This window comes from Alphaproteobacteria bacterium (assembly GCA_033344895.1).
In the GTDB taxonomy this organism is placed as follows: Bacteria; Pseudomonadota; Alphaproteobacteria; order UBA8366; family Aestuariispiraceae; genus Pacificispira.
Genome location: JAWPMN010000001.1, coordinates 3,188,363 through 3,202,963 on the forward strand (window position 1 = coordinate 3,188,363; position 14,601 = coordinate 3,202,963).

Genomic DNA, 14,601 nt, shown 5'->3' on the forward strand with positions numbered 1-14,601 from the left:
TTGACCATCCGGTGAATTTTATCGGATGGCATCCGCGAGCGATCCCGTGTTCAGTACGCCGCGACGATAAACCCAGCCCGGCACGGAGGTTTCATGAGCGCACCGCTGCTTTCCATTTCCCGCCGCACCCGAACGACACCTTTCACGCGCCGTGTAGCTGCCGCCGGGGTGAAGGCCTACACGGTGTACAATCACATGCTTCTGCCCACCGTGTTCCGGTCGCTTGAGGAAGATTATCATCACCTTCGGGAAGCGGTGCAGATCTGGGACGTTGCCTGTGAGCGCCAGGTCGAGGTGCGTGGGCCGGACGCTGCGCGTCTGGTACAGCTTCTGACGCCGCGCGATCTCTCCGGCATGCAGGTTGGTCAATGCTTCTACACGCCGATGGTGGATGAAACCGGCGGCATGCTGAACGACCCGGTAACTCTGAAACTTGAGGAAGACCGTTTCTGGGTCTCGATCGCGGACAGTGACCTTCTGTTGTGGGTCAAGGGGCTGGCCGCCGGCATGCGCCTGGATGTTGCCGTCATCGAACCGGACGTCTCCCCCCTGGCGGTTCAGGGACCAAAGGCGGAGGACACCGTCGCCGCGGTGTTCGGTGACCGGGTTCGGTCGATCAAATTCTTCCGCTTCGAGCCGATGCTGCTGGGCGATCAGGAATACATCGTTGCCCGATCCGGCTATTCGAAACAGGGCGGCTTCGAGATCTATCTGCAGGACAGTGCCCATGGGGAAGCCCTGTGGGATGCGATCGTCGAAGCCGGGGCGCCGCACGACATTCGGGCCGGCGGGCCAAATCTGATCGAGCGGATCGAGGGGGGATTGCTGTCCTACGGCAACGACATGACGCGGGAGAATACCCCCCATGAATGCGGACTGGGTCGCTTCTGTCAGACGGCCGATGCGATCGGCTGTATCGGTCGCGATGCCCTGATCCGGGTGATCATGGAGGGCCCGCAGCGACAGATCCGCGGTTTGCGGGTGGATGCGCGCGGACTGCCCTTCGCCGTCGAACCCTGGCCGATCACGGTACAGGGGCAGGCCGCCGGGCAACTGACGTCCGCGGCTTGGTCGCCACGCCTTGAGACAACGGTTGCCATCGCTATGATCGAACGGGAGTTCTGGGACGCGGGGACTGCCGTCACGGTCGCGACGCCGGACGGTCCGCGCCCGGCGGAAGTGGTCGATCTGCCTTTTGAGTGAGGTCCGGCCTGGAACGACGTCTTGCAGGAGAAAAGCGATGTTCAAAGCCGTACTGGTCGAAAAGTCCGATGACGGGGCGGTCTCTGCCGCGGTCAAGGAGCTCGATGAAGCGCAGCTTCCCGCCGATGGGGACGTGACCGTCGCCGTCGAATACAGCACGGTGAACTACAAGGACGGCCTGTGTGTTACCGGAGGCGGCGGCCTGGTGCGGAACTTTCCGCATGTGCCGGGTATCGATTTCGCCGGGACGGTCGAAGCGTCGGACGACCCGCGCTACAAGCCGGGCGACAAGGTTGTCCTGACGGGCTGGCGGGTCGGTGAAGTCTGGTGGGGCGGCTATGCCCAGAAGGCGCGGGTCAAGGCGGACTGGCTGGTGCCGTTGCCTGATGGGCTGACGACACGTCGGGCAATGGCTGTTGGTACCGCCGGTTTTACCGCCATGCTGGCAGTCATGGCACTTGAAGCACATGGCTTGCGGCCCGGTGGTGCCCCCGTGCTGGTCACCGGCGCTGCAGGCGGCGTCGGGTCCGTGGCAACGGCCATCCTGGCCAATCTGGGGTATGAGGTCGCTGCCGTCACCGGACGACCGGAAACGGAAGATTATCTGAAGGAACTGGGGGCATCTCAGATCGTTCCGCGTGACGACCTGGCGGAGCCGTCCGGCAAGCCGCTGGAACGCGAAACCTGGTCGGGTTGCGTGGATGCTGTCGGCGGCGCCATGCTGGCCAAGGTCCTGACACAGATCGTCTATGGCGGTTCCGTTGCCTCTGTGGGGCTGGCCGGAGGCGCCAAGCTTCCTGCCACCGTTATTCCCTTCCTGCTGCGTGGGGTGAATCTTCTGGGGATCGACAGTGTCATGCGACCGTATGACGACCGCGTCGAGGCATGGAAACGTGTCGGAACGGACCTGCCGATGGAAAAGCTGGATGCGATGGTGGTCGAACACGGTCTTTCGGACGTCCTTGATCTCGGGCCCGCGATCCTGAAGGGGCAGGTCCGCGGGCGTGCCGTAATCGACGTGAACGCCTGATTGCGAAGCCGCTGACCGCGACGCCGTGGCACCGATTGCATCCTGAAACGATGCAGTTCACAATCGGGCCATGACGGATATCGGTTCCCCATCCAATTCCCGCATTCAACCCCGCCCCGGTAGCGGAATGGCCCAGGGCTTGGCGCCCGGCCGTGGCGGTCGTGCCGGCGCGAAAGGCAGCGGCGGGGCGCCGGACGGATCGGCGGAACTGGAAGGAGCGATGCAGCGTCTGCGCACCCTGCTGGCATTCGACGGTGATGGGGGCCCGCGACAGGATGTCCGCATGCGCGGATTTTATCTGAATATTCTGGTTTGATAGCCGAAACATGCGGTTTGCAGCGGCGGTCAGGGCCGGATCACATATTCTGACTTGCGTTTAAAGAAATTATTCAGAACCCTTCGCCTAACTATAGGTCGCTGTGGGGCATCGGGTGAGGCAGGGAACGGTATATGGCGCGGCTGGATTTTTCTAAGCTTTCGGTTCTGGTGGTCGAAGACAGCGCATTCATGCGCTCTATTTTCATCAACGTCCTTCGGGCCCTGGGGGTGGAGCGTCTGATTATCGCTGAAGACGGCGAGCAGGCGATCAAGATCATGGCGCCGTCGCAAGGTTCCAAGGCGCAGATGGTCGGCATGTCCGGCATCGATGTCGTGATTTGCGACTATTTCATGCCGACCGTCGACGGCGCGATGTTCATGCGCTGGCTGCGGCGATCTGAAAGATCGCCGGATCGGTTCCTGCCGACCATCATGGTCTCGGCCGCGGCGGATCTGGAAGTCCTGTTCACCGCGCGGGATGCCGGGGTGGATGAGTTCCTGGCGAAACCCTTTTCCGCCGACAAACTGGCCCAGCGGCTGGCCGCCGTGATCGAACATCCGCGTCCCTATATCTATACGCCGCGCTACTTCGGACCCGACCGTCGACGCCGCAGCAAACCGGTCAACAGCGAGCGGCGGGTTCTGAGCAAGGACGATATTGAGACCGTCTATTCCGGCAAGGAAATGTCGGCCCTCAAGAACAGCACCAAGATGGTCTGGGAGTTCCGAATCCCCCGTGGTCTGAAGCGAAAACTCGCCGGCGCGTCGACGGGCGATCCGGACGAGCCCGCCTTCGATCCGGGCCTCATCGAGGCCGCGGAGCAGAAGATCGCCAACATGGAGGGCGATTATGCGGACTGGGTGGCAAACTCCATCGAGGAACTGACCCAGGCTCATCACCGGGCGCTGGAGGAGCCGGAGCGCGGCGTTCACCATCTGAAGACGATCAACGATATCGCCCACGAGCTGCGCGGACAGGGCGGGATCTTCGGGTATCCGCTGATGACGCAGTTCGGCAAGTCGCTTTATGACGTTACCGGGGATGAAGCGCAGATATCCGCACCACTACTGGACCTGATTGATGCGCATATCGATCTGATCAAGGTCGTCACCAAGCAGAAGGTGAAGGGGGACGGCGGTTCCGTCGGCCAGCAATTGCTGAAAAGTCTTTCCGAGGCAAAGAAGAAATTTTCGGTTTGATGGATGCGGACATTCTTTCCGTAAATTTCATAGGCGTTTTGACGCAACAAATGAATTCCGCCGTTGATCCATCCGTTCAAGACCGCTAGAGAGACGCGGTTTTGGCGGGTCTGCCGCCGTTTTTGAAAATCGACATACGCACACCAGAGGGGAGCGCTCAACCATGCGCGTCTATTACGACCGCGATGCGGACGTTAATCTGATCAAGACCAAGAAGGTCGCCATCGTCGGCTTCGGTAGCCAGGGACATGCCCATGCCATGAACCTGCGGGACAGCGGCGTAAGCGACATCGTCGTCGCGCTGCGCGAAGGCTCCGCCACCCGCAAGAAGGCCGAAGCGGCCGGCTTCAAGTGCATGACCGCGTCGGAAGCCGCGGCCTGGGCCGATGTCGTCATGATGCTGACACCGGACGAACTGCAGGGCGATATCTATCGCGACGAACTGCACAGCAACATGAAGGAAGGCGCGGCGATCTGCTTCGCGCATGGCCTGAACATCCATTTCAACCTGATCGAAGCGCGCGCCGACCTGGACGTCTTCATGATCGCGCCGAAGGGCCCGGGCCACACCGTGCGTTCGGAATATCTGCGCGGTGGCGGGGTCCCGACCCTGGTTGCGGTCGACCGTGACGCCTCCGGCAATGCGCTGGAAATCGCCCTGTCCTATGCCTGCGCCAATGGCGGCGGCAAGGCCGGCATCATCGAGACCTCGTTCAAGGAAGAATGCGAAACCGACCTGTTCGGTGAGCAGGTCGTCCTGTGCGGCGGTCTGGTCGAGCTGATCCGCGCCGGGTTCGAAACCCTGGTCGAAGCCGGCTACGCGCCGGAAATGGCCTATTTCGAGTGCCTGCACGAAGTGAAGCTGATCGTCGACCTGATCTATGAAGGCGGCATCGCGAACATGAACTACTCGATCTCCAACACGGCGGAATACGGCGAATACGTTACCGGCCCGCGGATCATCACGGACGAGACGAAAGCCGAAATGCGTCGGGTGCTGAACGATATCCAGACCGGCAAGTTCACCCGCGACTGGATGCTGGAGAACAAGGTCAATCAGACCAGCTTCAAGGCGACGCGTCGCCTGAACGATGCCCACCCGATCGAGGAAGTCGGCGAGAAGCTGCGCGCCATGATGCCCTGGATTTCGGAAAAGGCTCTGGTCGACAAGTCGAAGAACTGAGCCTGATCTCAGGTCGCCTGAAAAGAACCCCTCTTCCGGTTGGAAGAGGGGTTTTTTGATGGCGTTGGTCCCCGATGAGCCGGGGGGAGACCGTCAGCTGCGTTCGATCTTGCCCAGGAAGGCCTCGATATCCGCGTTCAGGGCTTCGGTCTGGGCGTTGAGTGTCTCCGCTGCCTGCAGCAATTCCTGACTGACTGCATCGGTCGATGCGGCACCTTCCCGGACAGCGGCGATGTGTTCGGAGACCGATGCGGCGCTTTCCGAAGCCCCCTGGACGGACCGGGAAATCTCGGTGGTCGTCGCCTCCTGCTCCTCGACCGCGGCCGCGATCGCGGAGGAAATGCTGTTCACGCGTTCGATGACGCTGGAAATGCTGCCGATCGCCTCCACAGCCTGGCCGGTTCGGGACTGAACGTCCTCGATCTGCCTTGCGATCTGTTCCGTCGCCTGGCCGGTTTGCGTCGCCAGTGACTTCACCTCTTCGGCGACGACAGCAAAACCCTTGCCGGCCTCACCGGCCCGGGCAGCCTCGATCGTGGCGTTCAGGGCCAGCAGATTGGTCTGTTCGGCGATATCCGTGATGAGTTTCACCACTTCGCCGATTTTTTGCGATGCATCCTTCAGGCCGCCGACGGTTTCCGCCGCCTTGTGCACATCCGTCACGGCTCCATCCGTCACGGTGCTGGCATCCAGTACCTGCCGGTTGACCTCCTTGATGGCGGCCGACATCTCCTCGATCGCCGCCGCGACGGAACCGGCGCTGGCATTGGCACGGTCCGCCGCCTCCACGGCGACGCTGGATTCCGTGTTGGAGCGGGTGGAGCTTTCCGACAGTTTCTGTGCGGAACTGTCGAGGCCCGCAGCGGAGGTACCGAGCGCTGTCAGGGACTTGCCGACCTGATCGCGGAAGGTGGCTACGGCGGCTTCGAGATCGCGGGCACGGGCGGTCTGCCGGGCGCTTTCGGTTTCCGCCGCCCGCGTCAGATCCGAGGTTCGGATCATCGACTCGCGGAACCGGTCCAGCGCGCCGGCCATCTTCTCGAACTCGTCATTTCTGCCAAAGCGCGGGCTCTCCTGGCTGGTGTCGCCATCCGCCAGCGTCTGCATGGCGCCGGTCATGCTCTTGATCGGACGCAGCACGCGCTGACGCAGGATCCACAGGATGAAACAGAAGACGCCCAGCGTGCCGACGACGGCGACGGCAATGGTGCCACGAATTGCCAGGCGACCCAGTTCAGCGGCCTCTGCCCGCAACTCGTCCATCGCGACACGGTTTGCGGCAAGCAGTTCCGCCTGTATCTCCGCCATGCGTTCGATGAGTTTCTGGTTTTTCCCGTCAGAGACGCGCGTCGCGCGCTTGACCTTGTCCTCCATGACGGATTCGACGACCTTTTCATGCCCGGAAACCCAGGAATCGAAATCGTCGTTAACTTCCTGAAAGATTTCTGCTTCTTCCGGTGACAGCATCGCCGCGAAGCGATCCTTCAGGTCCCGCGCGGAGGCCAACTCCTGCTCGCTGTCCTTCAGGTTCTTTTCCCGATGGACTGGAGAGATGGCGAGGATCAGGCTTTTCTCGGTCCGGTTCACACGGGTCAATGCGTGTTCGAACTCCATGCCGACGACGATTTTCTCATAGCGCTCATCGACGATTTCGGTCAGGGCGGCACTGAGCTGTCTGTTGGAATAAACCGACGTTCCGCCGATCACCGCGGCCAGCAGCAGGATAGCTGCCATGACCAGCCAGAATGGCTGGGCAACCGACTGGCTGCGCGGTGCCTTCTTGATTTTTTCCCCGTCCCCGTCCTCGACGTCATTGGCTTTAGCGGCGTCAGCCGATGTGTCCGCCATGCATCCCCCCAATATTCAATAGATCGCACAAGTCCAGTGTTTGACCTTATCTTTACCATATTAAGAAAACGCTAATCCATTTCATCGATACTGGATATTGTTGCCGCAGCGACATATTTGGCGGTTAGGGAATGAACTACGGGAATGTTGCGATGACAGCGCCGTTCAGACTGCGTCCGGCAAGGCCGGATGAAAGCGCCGATCTGTCCGAACTCATGCTGAGATCCAAGGCGCATTGGGGCTACGGTCCGGACTTCATGGCCAAATGCGTTGAGGCGTTGACCTTTACGCCGGAGAGAATAGCGAACGGCCAGGTGATGGCGGCGCAATGTGACAGAACGGATGATCTGTTCGGTGTCTGTGAAGTCGTTTCGCTCGGCAGGCATGCCTCGCTGGAGAAGCTGTTTGTCGACCCGCAGGTGATGGGGTTGGGTGTCGGCCGCGCCCTTTTCGATTGGGCCGCGCAGACGGCCGCCGACGCAGGGTGCGAGAGCATGGTGATCGAGTCCGATCCGGACGCGGAGGCATTCTATGAGCGGATGGGCGCGCGCCGGGTCGGTGAGGCCCCGTCGGAAGTCATTCCGGGACGCATGCTGCCGATGATGGTTTACCGTATCCCGGGCAACTGAAGGGCGTTCTGTCGGATCTATTCGAGCCCCATCAGACCGCGGGCAAAGTCCCGCGCCTCAAAGGGCCGAAGATCGTCGGCCTGCTCCCCGACACCGATTGCATGGACCGGCAGGCCGAACCGGTCGGCCAGCGCGACTAGCACGCCGCCCTTTGCCGTGCCGTCCAGCTTCGTCAGCACGAGGCCCGTGACCTTGACCATGTCGCCAAAGACGCTGACCTGCTGCAGGGCGTTCTGTCCGACGGTCGCATCCAGAACCATGACGGTATCGTGCGGGGCGCTTTCATCCTGCTTGCCGATGACCCGTACGACCTTCTGCAATTCCTGCATCAGGTCGGACTTGTTGTGCAGGCGACCCGCCGTATCGATAAGCAGAATATCGACGCCGGCTTCCCGGGCTTCCTTGAGGGCCTCGAAGGCGAGGGAGGCGGCATCGGTGCCGGTTTCCCTGGAAACGACCGGAACGCCCGTGCGGTCGCCCCAGACCTTGAGCTGCTCGACTGCGGCCGCACGGAACGTGTCGCCGGCCGCCAGCATGACCGAAAGGCCCTGTTCCCGATAGCGCTTCGCCAGCTTCCCGATCGTCGTCGTCTTGCCGGAGCCGTTGACGCCGACGACAAGCACGACGTGCGGTTTTCTGTCCGGCACCGGTTCCAGCGGCTTCGCAACCGGCTCCAGAACCGCGGTCACGTGGGCAGCAAAGGCTTCGCGCACTTCTTGATCGGTGATTTCCTTGTCGAACCGGTTACGGGCCAGCTCCGCCGTCATCCGCGCAGCCATCGCAGGTCCCAGATCCGCGGCGATCAGAACGTCTTCCAGTTCCTCCAACGCCGCATCGTCCAGACGTCGCTTGCCGGTGAAGATGCTGGCGACACCATCGGTCAGCCGTGACGACGTCTTCGTCAGGCCTTGCTTGATCTTCTGGAACCAGTTGAGGGCCATGAACCTACCGATTTGCGTTGAAGTGTGACGATCCGTTCTGTGGTCAGGCGGCCAATGCCGTGCCGGTCACCCGGCCGTCACGGCCGGTTCGCAGACGGGCGCGGATCAGACTGCCGTCGCGAACCGTGTCGGTAAACCGAACCGGTGCGAAACCTTCGCTGTGACCGGAATTGTCCTGCTCGATCAGCACGGTTGCTTCGCCGCCGTCCAGACCGGCCAGATAGGCGGCTTCGGCCCGTTGCCCGGCCTCACGCAATGCCTTGGCGCGTGCCTTGCGTTCCGCCTTGGGAACCTGTTTCGGGATGCGCGCGGCCGGCGTACCGGGGCGTTCGGAATAGGGGAAAACGTGCAGCCATGTCAGACCGCATTCTTCGACGATACGCAGCGTGTTCTTGAACATCGCGTCGGTCTCGGTCGGGAACCCCGCGATCAGGTCGGCCCCGAAGACGATGCCGGGACGCAGGTCCCGCAACGTATCGGTCAGCCGGATGGCGTCGTCGCGGGAATGTCTGCGCTTCATGCGTTTCAGGATCATGTCGTCCCCGGCCTGGAGTGACAGATGCAGATGGGGCATCAGGCGCTCCTCTTCCGCGACCGCCCGGATCAGGTCAGGATCCATCTCGATGCAGTCGATGGAGGAGATGCGCAGGCGCGGCAGTTCCGGCACGAGCTTCAGAATTCGCCGCACCAGCAGTCCCAGACTTGGCTTGCCGGGCAGATCGGCGCCGTAGGACGTGATGTCGACGCCGCTGAGTACGACCTCCTTCACACCGCCTTCGACCAGGGTCCGGATCTGTTCGACCACTTCGCCGGCAGGGACGGAACGGCTGTTTCCGCGGCCGTACGGAATGATGCAGAAAGTACAGCGGTGATCACAGCCGTTCTGAACCTGAACAAAGGCTCTGGCCCGGCCGCCGAAGCCTGAAATCAGGTGGTTGGCGGTCTCGCGGACCGACATGATGTCATCGACACGCACCCGTTCTTCGGCCACCCCGCCATAGGTTTCCGCCTGCAGCTTCTCGCGGTTGCCGACCACGCGCGTCACTTCCGGCATGGCTGCAAATGCGTCGGGCGTTATCTGCGCGGCGCAGCCGGTGACCAGGATCTCCGCGTCGGGGCGTTCACGGCGCAGCTTTCGGATCGTCTGGCGCGCCTGTCGTTCGGCTTCGGCCGTGACCGCGCATGTATTGACGACGATCAGGTTTTCGCGACCGGCATCTTGCGCCAGTTCCCGGATCGCCTCGGACTCGAAGGCGTTCAGGCGGCAGCCGAAAGTGACGATTTCGGGTCCGGCGCTCACAGGTTCGCCTCACCGTGAAACGCTGTTGCAACCGGGCCGGTCATGATCACATGGCCGTCGTCGCGCCACTGGATTTCCAGCAGGCCGCCATCGACGTGGACCTGCACTGCGGTGTCCCGGGCGTTGACGAGCCCGCGACGGTGCGCCGCCACAACCGTGGCGCAGGTCCCGGACCCGCAGGCCAGGGTGATGCCGGCCCCGCGCTCCCAGACGCGCAGCCGGAGGGATCCGTCCGGCCGCAGGGACGCGACCTCGACATTGGTCCGCTCCGGGAACATCGGATGATGCTCGACCATCGGTCCCAGCAACTCCAGATCGGGGGCTTCGGCGTCGTCGACGACGAAAATGCAATGGGGGTTGCCCATACCCACAGCGACCGGGTCACGCAGCGGACCCTGCTGAATCGGCAGATGCAGGGTGTCGGTCTCCTCGGCCAGCGGGACGTCCTGCCAGTCCAGCAGTGCTTCCCCCATATCGACCGAAATGAATTCACCTTGGCGGCGGCAGGAAAGCAATCCGCGGCGTGTTTCGATGATGCAGGAGCCCGTGCCGGTTTCCTCCATCAGCAGATGCGCAACGCAGCGGGTTCCGTTGCCGCAGGCGCCGGCTTCGCTGCCGTCCGGATTGTAGATCCGCATGAAGACGTCGGCGCTGCCGTCCCGAGGCGGCTCCAGCACCAGTAGCTGGTCGAAGCCGATGCCGCGTCGTCGGTCGCCGATCAGCCTGACCCGTGCTTCGGGTAATGCAATGGCCTCCGTCCGTGCATCCAGCACGACGAAGTCGTTCCCCAATCCATGCATTTTCCGAAACGCCAGCACGTTCGCGCTCCACCGGTCTTTACAATGTCGGCCCCCTATATGGGGCGAGCCGTGGCGTCTTATAGGGGCGCGAGGCGTTTCGCGCAATTTCACTCTGTCGTCCCTGGCTGTTACCGGAACAGACCGCTGTCGCCGATTTCCTTGATCAGTCGCAGATAGCTCAGTCGTTCGCGCGGGTCCCGGATCTGCAGGAACAGCCGACGGAGTTCCACCGCTTCGCTGTCCCGGGGGGCGGCGCCGTCGCTATGGATCATCGGCAATCCGGCATAGAAATCCTCGATATCGACACCTAGGGTCTCCGCGGCCAGATAGAGCACGCCCGCCGAAATCCGGTTCTCGCCGGATTCGTATTTTCGAATCTGCTTGAAGCTCAAGCCGACGGCTTCCCCCAGTTCGACCTGGGTCAGGCGGCGCTGCCGCCGGATGCGCTTGAGGTTCGCGCCGATATGCCGGTCGATATCGGTGGGCTGACGGGCATTAACCCTACTAATCGTAGACATATTGGATTCCCGATTAAATCTGGCCGAGTATCACCCGCGAGTCCGCGCCAGTGCAATGCGAAATAGTGAATCTGTTTTTTTGCATATTTTCGGTGTATGGCCCGGGCGCGTTCCGGCGGCGGTAGGCGGCAATCCGGGACCAGTGTCCCGTCGCGGGCTTGACGCCGCGGCGGTTTGGGCCTAGAACCCGCGCCATATCAGGCAGTGCTGAAGCACTCGGTCCCGAGGGGCCCCGCCGGTCCGCGAGTTTCGCGCACCGGCGCGTTTTGCGTTGTGACCTGTCTGATCCGCATGCGCACAGGGTTTGGTTCGGTATAGAGGGTACGGATGTTCGAGTCGCTGTCAGATCGGTTGGGGGGTGTATTCGACGCCCTGAAACGGCGTGGTTCGCTGAAGGCGAGCGACGTCGATGCCGCCATGCGCGACATCCGGATCGCACTGCTGGAAGCTGATGTCGCGCTGCCGGTGGTCAAGGAGTTCATCAACGGGGTCAAGGAAAAGGCCCTTGGTGAGCAGGTCCTGAAATCGGTTACGCCCGGACAGCAGGTCGTCAAGATCGTCCACGACGCCCTGGTCGATCTGCTGCAGACGGACGATCAGGACCTGAACCTGATCGGCGAGCCGCCCTTCGCGATCCTGATGGTCGGTCTGCAGGGGTCGGGTAAGACGACCACCACGGCGAAGCTGGCAAAGCGCCTGACGGAAAAGGACAAGAAGAAGGTTCTGATGGCCTCGCTGGACGTCTATCGTCCGGCGGCGCAGGAGCAGTTGAAGATCCTGGGTGAGCAGACCGGTGTTGCGACCCTGCCGATCGTGGCCGGTCAGCAGCCCGTCGATATCGCCAAGCGCGCGCTGAATGCCGCGCGGCTGGGCGGTTATGATGTGGTCTTCCTGGATACTGCCGGTCGTCTGCATGTCGATGAGCAGTTGATGGCCGAGGTTGCCGCAGTGCGGGATACCGCCGCGCCGCGTGAAACGCTGCTGGTCGCCGACAGCATGACCGGTCAGGACGCCGTCACGGTTGCGAAGAGTTTCCAGGACCGCGTTGGCCTGTCGGGTATCGTGCTGACCCGTGTCGACGGCGATGCCCGTGGCGGGGCGGCGTTGTCGATGCGTCATGTCACCGGAAAGCCGATCAAGTTTCTCGGCACCGGCGAGAAGATGGACGAGGTCGAGGTCTTCCGTGCCGATCGCGTTGCCGGCCGTATCTTGGGCATGGGCGATGTTGTCTCCCTGGTCGAGAAGGCCGCCGAGACGATCGAGCAGGAAGAGGCCGAGAAGATCGCCCGCAAGATGCAGAAGGGCGAATACGACCTTGAGGACATGGCGTCTCAGCTCAAGCAGATGCGCAAGATGGGCGGTCTGGAAGGGTTGATGGGGATGCTGCCGGGCGTGGCCAAGATCAAGAAGCAGATGGCCGGCGCGAATGTCGATCCGAAGGCGCTGCTGCGGCAGGAGGCGATCATCTCCTCCATGACTCCGCAGGAGCGGCGCCAGCCGAAGGTGCTGCATGCCTCGCGCAAGCGCCGTATCGCGGCCGGTTCCGGGACCAGCGTGCAGGATGTGAACAAGCTGCTGAAGCAGCATCAGATGATGTCCAAGATGATGAAGCAGGTCTCCAAGATGGGGAAGAAGGGCAAGCTTCCCGGCGGCATGGGAGACATGGGCGCGCTTCTTGGCGGCCAGGGCGGCATGCCCGGCGGCGGACAACTCCCGGGGCTGGGTGGTCCCGGCGGTGGATTGGGGGGCGGCAACCTGCCTCCCGGGATGGGCGGGTTTCCCCCCGGGTTCCCGAAGAAATAGCCGGTCGAACGCGATTTCGACCTTACGACAACCGAGTATGACGTTTCAGTAAACTGGAGAACACATATGAGCCTTAAGATCCGGATGTCCCGTGGCGGCGCGAAGAAGCGCCCCTTCTACCGCATCGTGGTCGCGGATTCCCGTGCCCCGCGCGATGGCCGCTTCATCGAGAAGATCGGTTTCCACAACCCGATGGTCGACCGGGACCACGATGAGCGTCTGAAGCTGGACCTCGACCGTGCCCGTCACTGGCTGTCGGTCGGCGCCAAGCCGTCGCCGCGTGTGCACCGCTTCCTGGCGGAAGCCGGGGTCCTGGAAAAGCCGGCCATTCCGGCGCAGACCAAGAAGAACCAGCCGAAGGCGAAAGAGCAGGAGCGTATCCGCGAGCGCGAAGAAAAAGCCCGCGAAGCTGCTGAAGCTGCCGCCGCCGCTGAGGCGGAAGCCGCTGAAGCTGCTGCCGCTCCGGCCGAGGAAGCCCCGGCTGAAGAAGCTGCTTCCGAAGAAGCTGCCTCGTAAGGTCGACGCGACCGGACGGAACGGATCATGCCGGATGGGATCGGAATGATGGCGAAGCGCAAACTCGTCGTAGGCGTCGTGACCGGCGCACATGGCGTGCGCGGCCTCGTGCGTGTGAAGAGCTTCACCGCCGATCCCGCCGACCTGACCGCCTATGGGCCGCTGACCGACGCGTCGGGCACCGTGACCTTCGACCTGACGGTCAAGGGTGAGGTAAAGGGGCAGATCCTGGCCGCCATCGCCGGCTGTTCCGACCGCAATGCCGCCGAGGCGCTGCGCGGGACGGAACTGCATCTCGACCGCGATCTCCTGCCGGAGACGGAGGAAGAGGGCGAGTTCTACCATGCCGACCTGATCGGGCTCGACGCGGTCGACCCGGAAGGGCAGGCGCTGGGAACGGTGCGGGCAATCTACGAATTCGGAAGTGGCGACATGCTGGAAATCGTGGATGGCGAAGGCCGGGCCGAACTCTATGCCTTCACTCTGGATGTCGTGCCGGAGGTCGATCTCGACGCCGGGCGGCTGACGGTCGTGCCGCCGGTTTCGGTCGACGACGAAGAGGGGGCCGCGTAAAGCCATGACCGCTCCCTGGACCGTCACGACCCTGACCCTGTTCCCGGAAATGTTCCCCGGGTTCCTCGGCCAATCCCTTGCCGGCAAGGCGCTGGAGAAGGGAGTCTGGCAGATGGACGCCGTGGACATTCGGGGCTTCGCCACCGACCGTCATCAGACGGTGGACGATGCACCGATGGGCGGCGGGGCCGGCATGGTGATGCGGCCGGACGTGCTGGATGCGGCGATCTCCGCCGTGTCGGACCGTCCGGGCCCGATGGTCTATCTCTCGCCGCGTGGCCGGGTCTTCGACCAGGCGACGGCGCGGGACTGGGCCGAGGGGCCGGGGCTGAAGATCCTGTGCGGTCGGTACGAGGGCGTCGATCAGCGGGTGCTGGACAAGTGGGAGATCGAGGAGGTCAGCCTCGGCGATTTCGTTCTTTCCGGCGGCGAACCGGCGGCCCTGGCGATGCTGGACGCGGTGCTGCGTCTCTTGCCGGGCTATCTCGGGTCGCGCGAATCCCTGGACGAGGAAAGCTTCGAAAGCGGGTTGCTGGAATACCCGCAATATACGCGGCCGGCGGAATGGGACGGACGGGCGGTGCCCGAAGTCCTGCTGTCCGGTCATCACGAGAATATCCGGGCCTGGAGACGGGCCCAGGCCGAAGCCGTCACACAGCGGCGCCGGCCGGATCTTTGGGCCCGCCATACCGGGTCGAAACACGTTGCGTGCTGAACGCACGGATTTTTGCAGGAAAGG

Annotated in this window: 15 protein-coding genes; 10 read left to right on the top strand and 5 right to left on the bottom strand. The window is 62.9% G+C overall.

All coding sequences use genetic code 11. The annotated features are described in order from the left end of the window. The first annotated feature begins 93 nt into the window (after nt 1–93). From R8L07_15290 to ilvC, 5 genes are all read left to right on the top strand, one after another. Nucleotides 94–1,203 (top strand): dimethylsulfoniopropionate demethylase, encoded by a 1,110-nt coding sequence (locus tag R8L07_15290; protein MDW3206900.1) that lies wholly within the window; start codon nt 94–96, stop codon nt 1,201–1,203. 37 nt (nt 1,204–1,240) lie between these two features. Next, nucleotides 1,241–2,233: an MDR family oxidoreductase gene (locus R8L07_15295; protein ID MDW3206901.1), complete on the top strand. Its 993-nt coding sequence runs from the start codon at nt 1,241–1,243 to the stop codon at nt 2,231–2,233. 127 nt (nt 2,234–2,360) lie between these two features. Continuing rightward, nucleotides 2,361–2,549, top strand: a complete 189-nt coding sequence (locus R8L07_15300) for a hypothetical protein (GenBank protein ID MDW3206902.1) — start codon at nt 2,361–2,363, stop codon at nt 2,547–2,549. 134 nt (nt 2,550–2,683) lie between these two features. Next, nucleotides 2,684–3,751, top strand: a complete 1,068-nt coding sequence (locus tag R8L07_15305; protein MDW3206903.1) for a response regulator — start codon at nt 2,684–2,686, stop codon at nt 3,749–3,751. A gap of 163 nt (nt 3,752–3,914) precedes the next feature. After that, on the top strand, nt 3,915–4,934 hold the full coding sequence (gene ilvC, locus R8L07_15310) for a ketol-acid reductoisomerase (protein MDW3206904.1): 1,020 nt from the start codon (nt 3,915–3,917) through the stop codon (nt 4,932–4,934). Nucleotides 4,935–5,027: 93 nt separating this feature from the next. Here ilvC and R8L07_15315 read toward each other — a convergent pair whose 3' ends face one another. Further along, nucleotides 5,028–6,782 carry a methyl-accepting chemotaxis protein gene (locus R8L07_15315; protein ID MDW3206905.1) on the bottom strand — a complete coding sequence of 585 codons (1,755 nt, stop codon included), beginning with the start codon at nt 6,780–6,782 and terminating at the stop codon, nt 5,028–5,030. Between the two features lie 152 nt (nt 6,783–6,934). On the opposite strand from R8L07_15315, the gene R8L07_15320 reads away from it, so the two are divergent. Further along, nucleotides 6,935–7,411 (top strand): GNAT family N-acetyltransferase, encoded by a 477-nt coding sequence (locus R8L07_15320; protein ID MDW3206906.1) that lies wholly within the window; start codon nt 6,935–6,937, stop codon nt 7,409–7,411. A 17-nt stretch (nt 7,412–7,428) separates the two neighbouring features. On the opposite strand, the gene ftsY is transcribed toward R8L07_15320, so the two are convergent. The 4 genes from ftsY to R8L07_15340 form a co-directional block, all read right to left on the bottom strand. Further along, nucleotides 7,429–8,352 carry a signal recognition particle-docking protein FtsY gene (ftsY, locus tag R8L07_15325; GenBank protein ID MDW3206907.1) on the bottom strand — a complete coding sequence of 308 codons (924 nt, stop codon included), beginning with the start codon at nt 8,350–8,352 and terminating at the stop codon, nt 7,429–7,431. Nucleotides 8,353–8,395: 43 nt separating this feature from the next. Beyond that, nucleotides 8,396–9,652 carry a tRNA (N(6)-L-threonylcarbamoyladenosine(37)-C(2))-methylthiotransferase MtaB gene (gene mtaB / locus R8L07_15330; GenBank protein ID MDW3206908.1) on the bottom strand — a complete coding sequence of 419 codons (1,257 nt, stop codon included), beginning with the start codon at nt 9,650–9,652 and terminating at the stop codon, nt 8,396–8,398. After that, nucleotides 9,649–10,452, bottom strand: a complete 804-nt coding sequence (dapF, locus tag R8L07_15335; protein ID MDW3206909.1) for a diaminopimelate epimerase — start codon at nt 10,450–10,452, stop codon at nt 9,649–9,651. The genes mtaB and dapF overlap by 4 nt, the downstream gene beginning before the upstream one ends. Before the next feature lie 128 nt (nt 10,453–10,580). Continuing rightward, nucleotides 10,581–10,970 (bottom strand): helix-turn-helix transcriptional regulator, encoded by a 390-nt coding sequence (locus R8L07_15340; protein MDW3206910.1) that lies wholly within the window; start codon nt 10,968–10,970, stop codon nt 10,581–10,583. Between the two features lie 327 nt (nt 10,971–11,297). Between R8L07_15340 and ffh the strand changes: the two genes are divergently transcribed. From ffh to trmD, 4 genes are all read left to right on the top strand, one after another. After that, a complete protein-coding gene (ffh, locus tag R8L07_15345; GenBank protein ID MDW3206911.1) occupies nt 11,298–12,773 on the top strand; it encodes a signal recognition particle protein in 1,476 nt (491 codons plus the stop codon). A gap of 66 nt (nt 12,774–12,839) precedes the next feature. Beyond that, nucleotides 12,840–13,289, top strand: a complete 450-nt coding sequence (rpsP, locus tag R8L07_15350; protein ID MDW3206912.1) for a 30S ribosomal protein S16 — start codon at nt 12,840–12,842, stop codon at nt 13,287–13,289. Between the two features lie 27 nt (nt 13,290–13,316). Next, nucleotides 13,317–13,862, top strand: coding sequence for a ribosome maturation factor RimM (gene rimM / locus R8L07_15355; protein ID MDW3206913.1), 546 nt, complete (start codon nt 13,317–13,319; stop codon nt 13,860–13,862). A gap of 4 nt (nt 13,863–13,866) precedes the next feature. Beyond that, the gene (gene trmD / locus R8L07_15360) at nt 13,867–14,577 is read left to right on the top strand and encodes a tRNA (guanosine(37)-N1)-methyltransferase TrmD (GenBank protein MDW3206914.1); all 711 of its coding nucleotides are present in this window, start codon (nt 13,867–13,869) and stop codon (nt 14,575–14,577) included. The last annotated feature ends 24 nt before the right edge of the window (nt 14,578–14,601 follow it).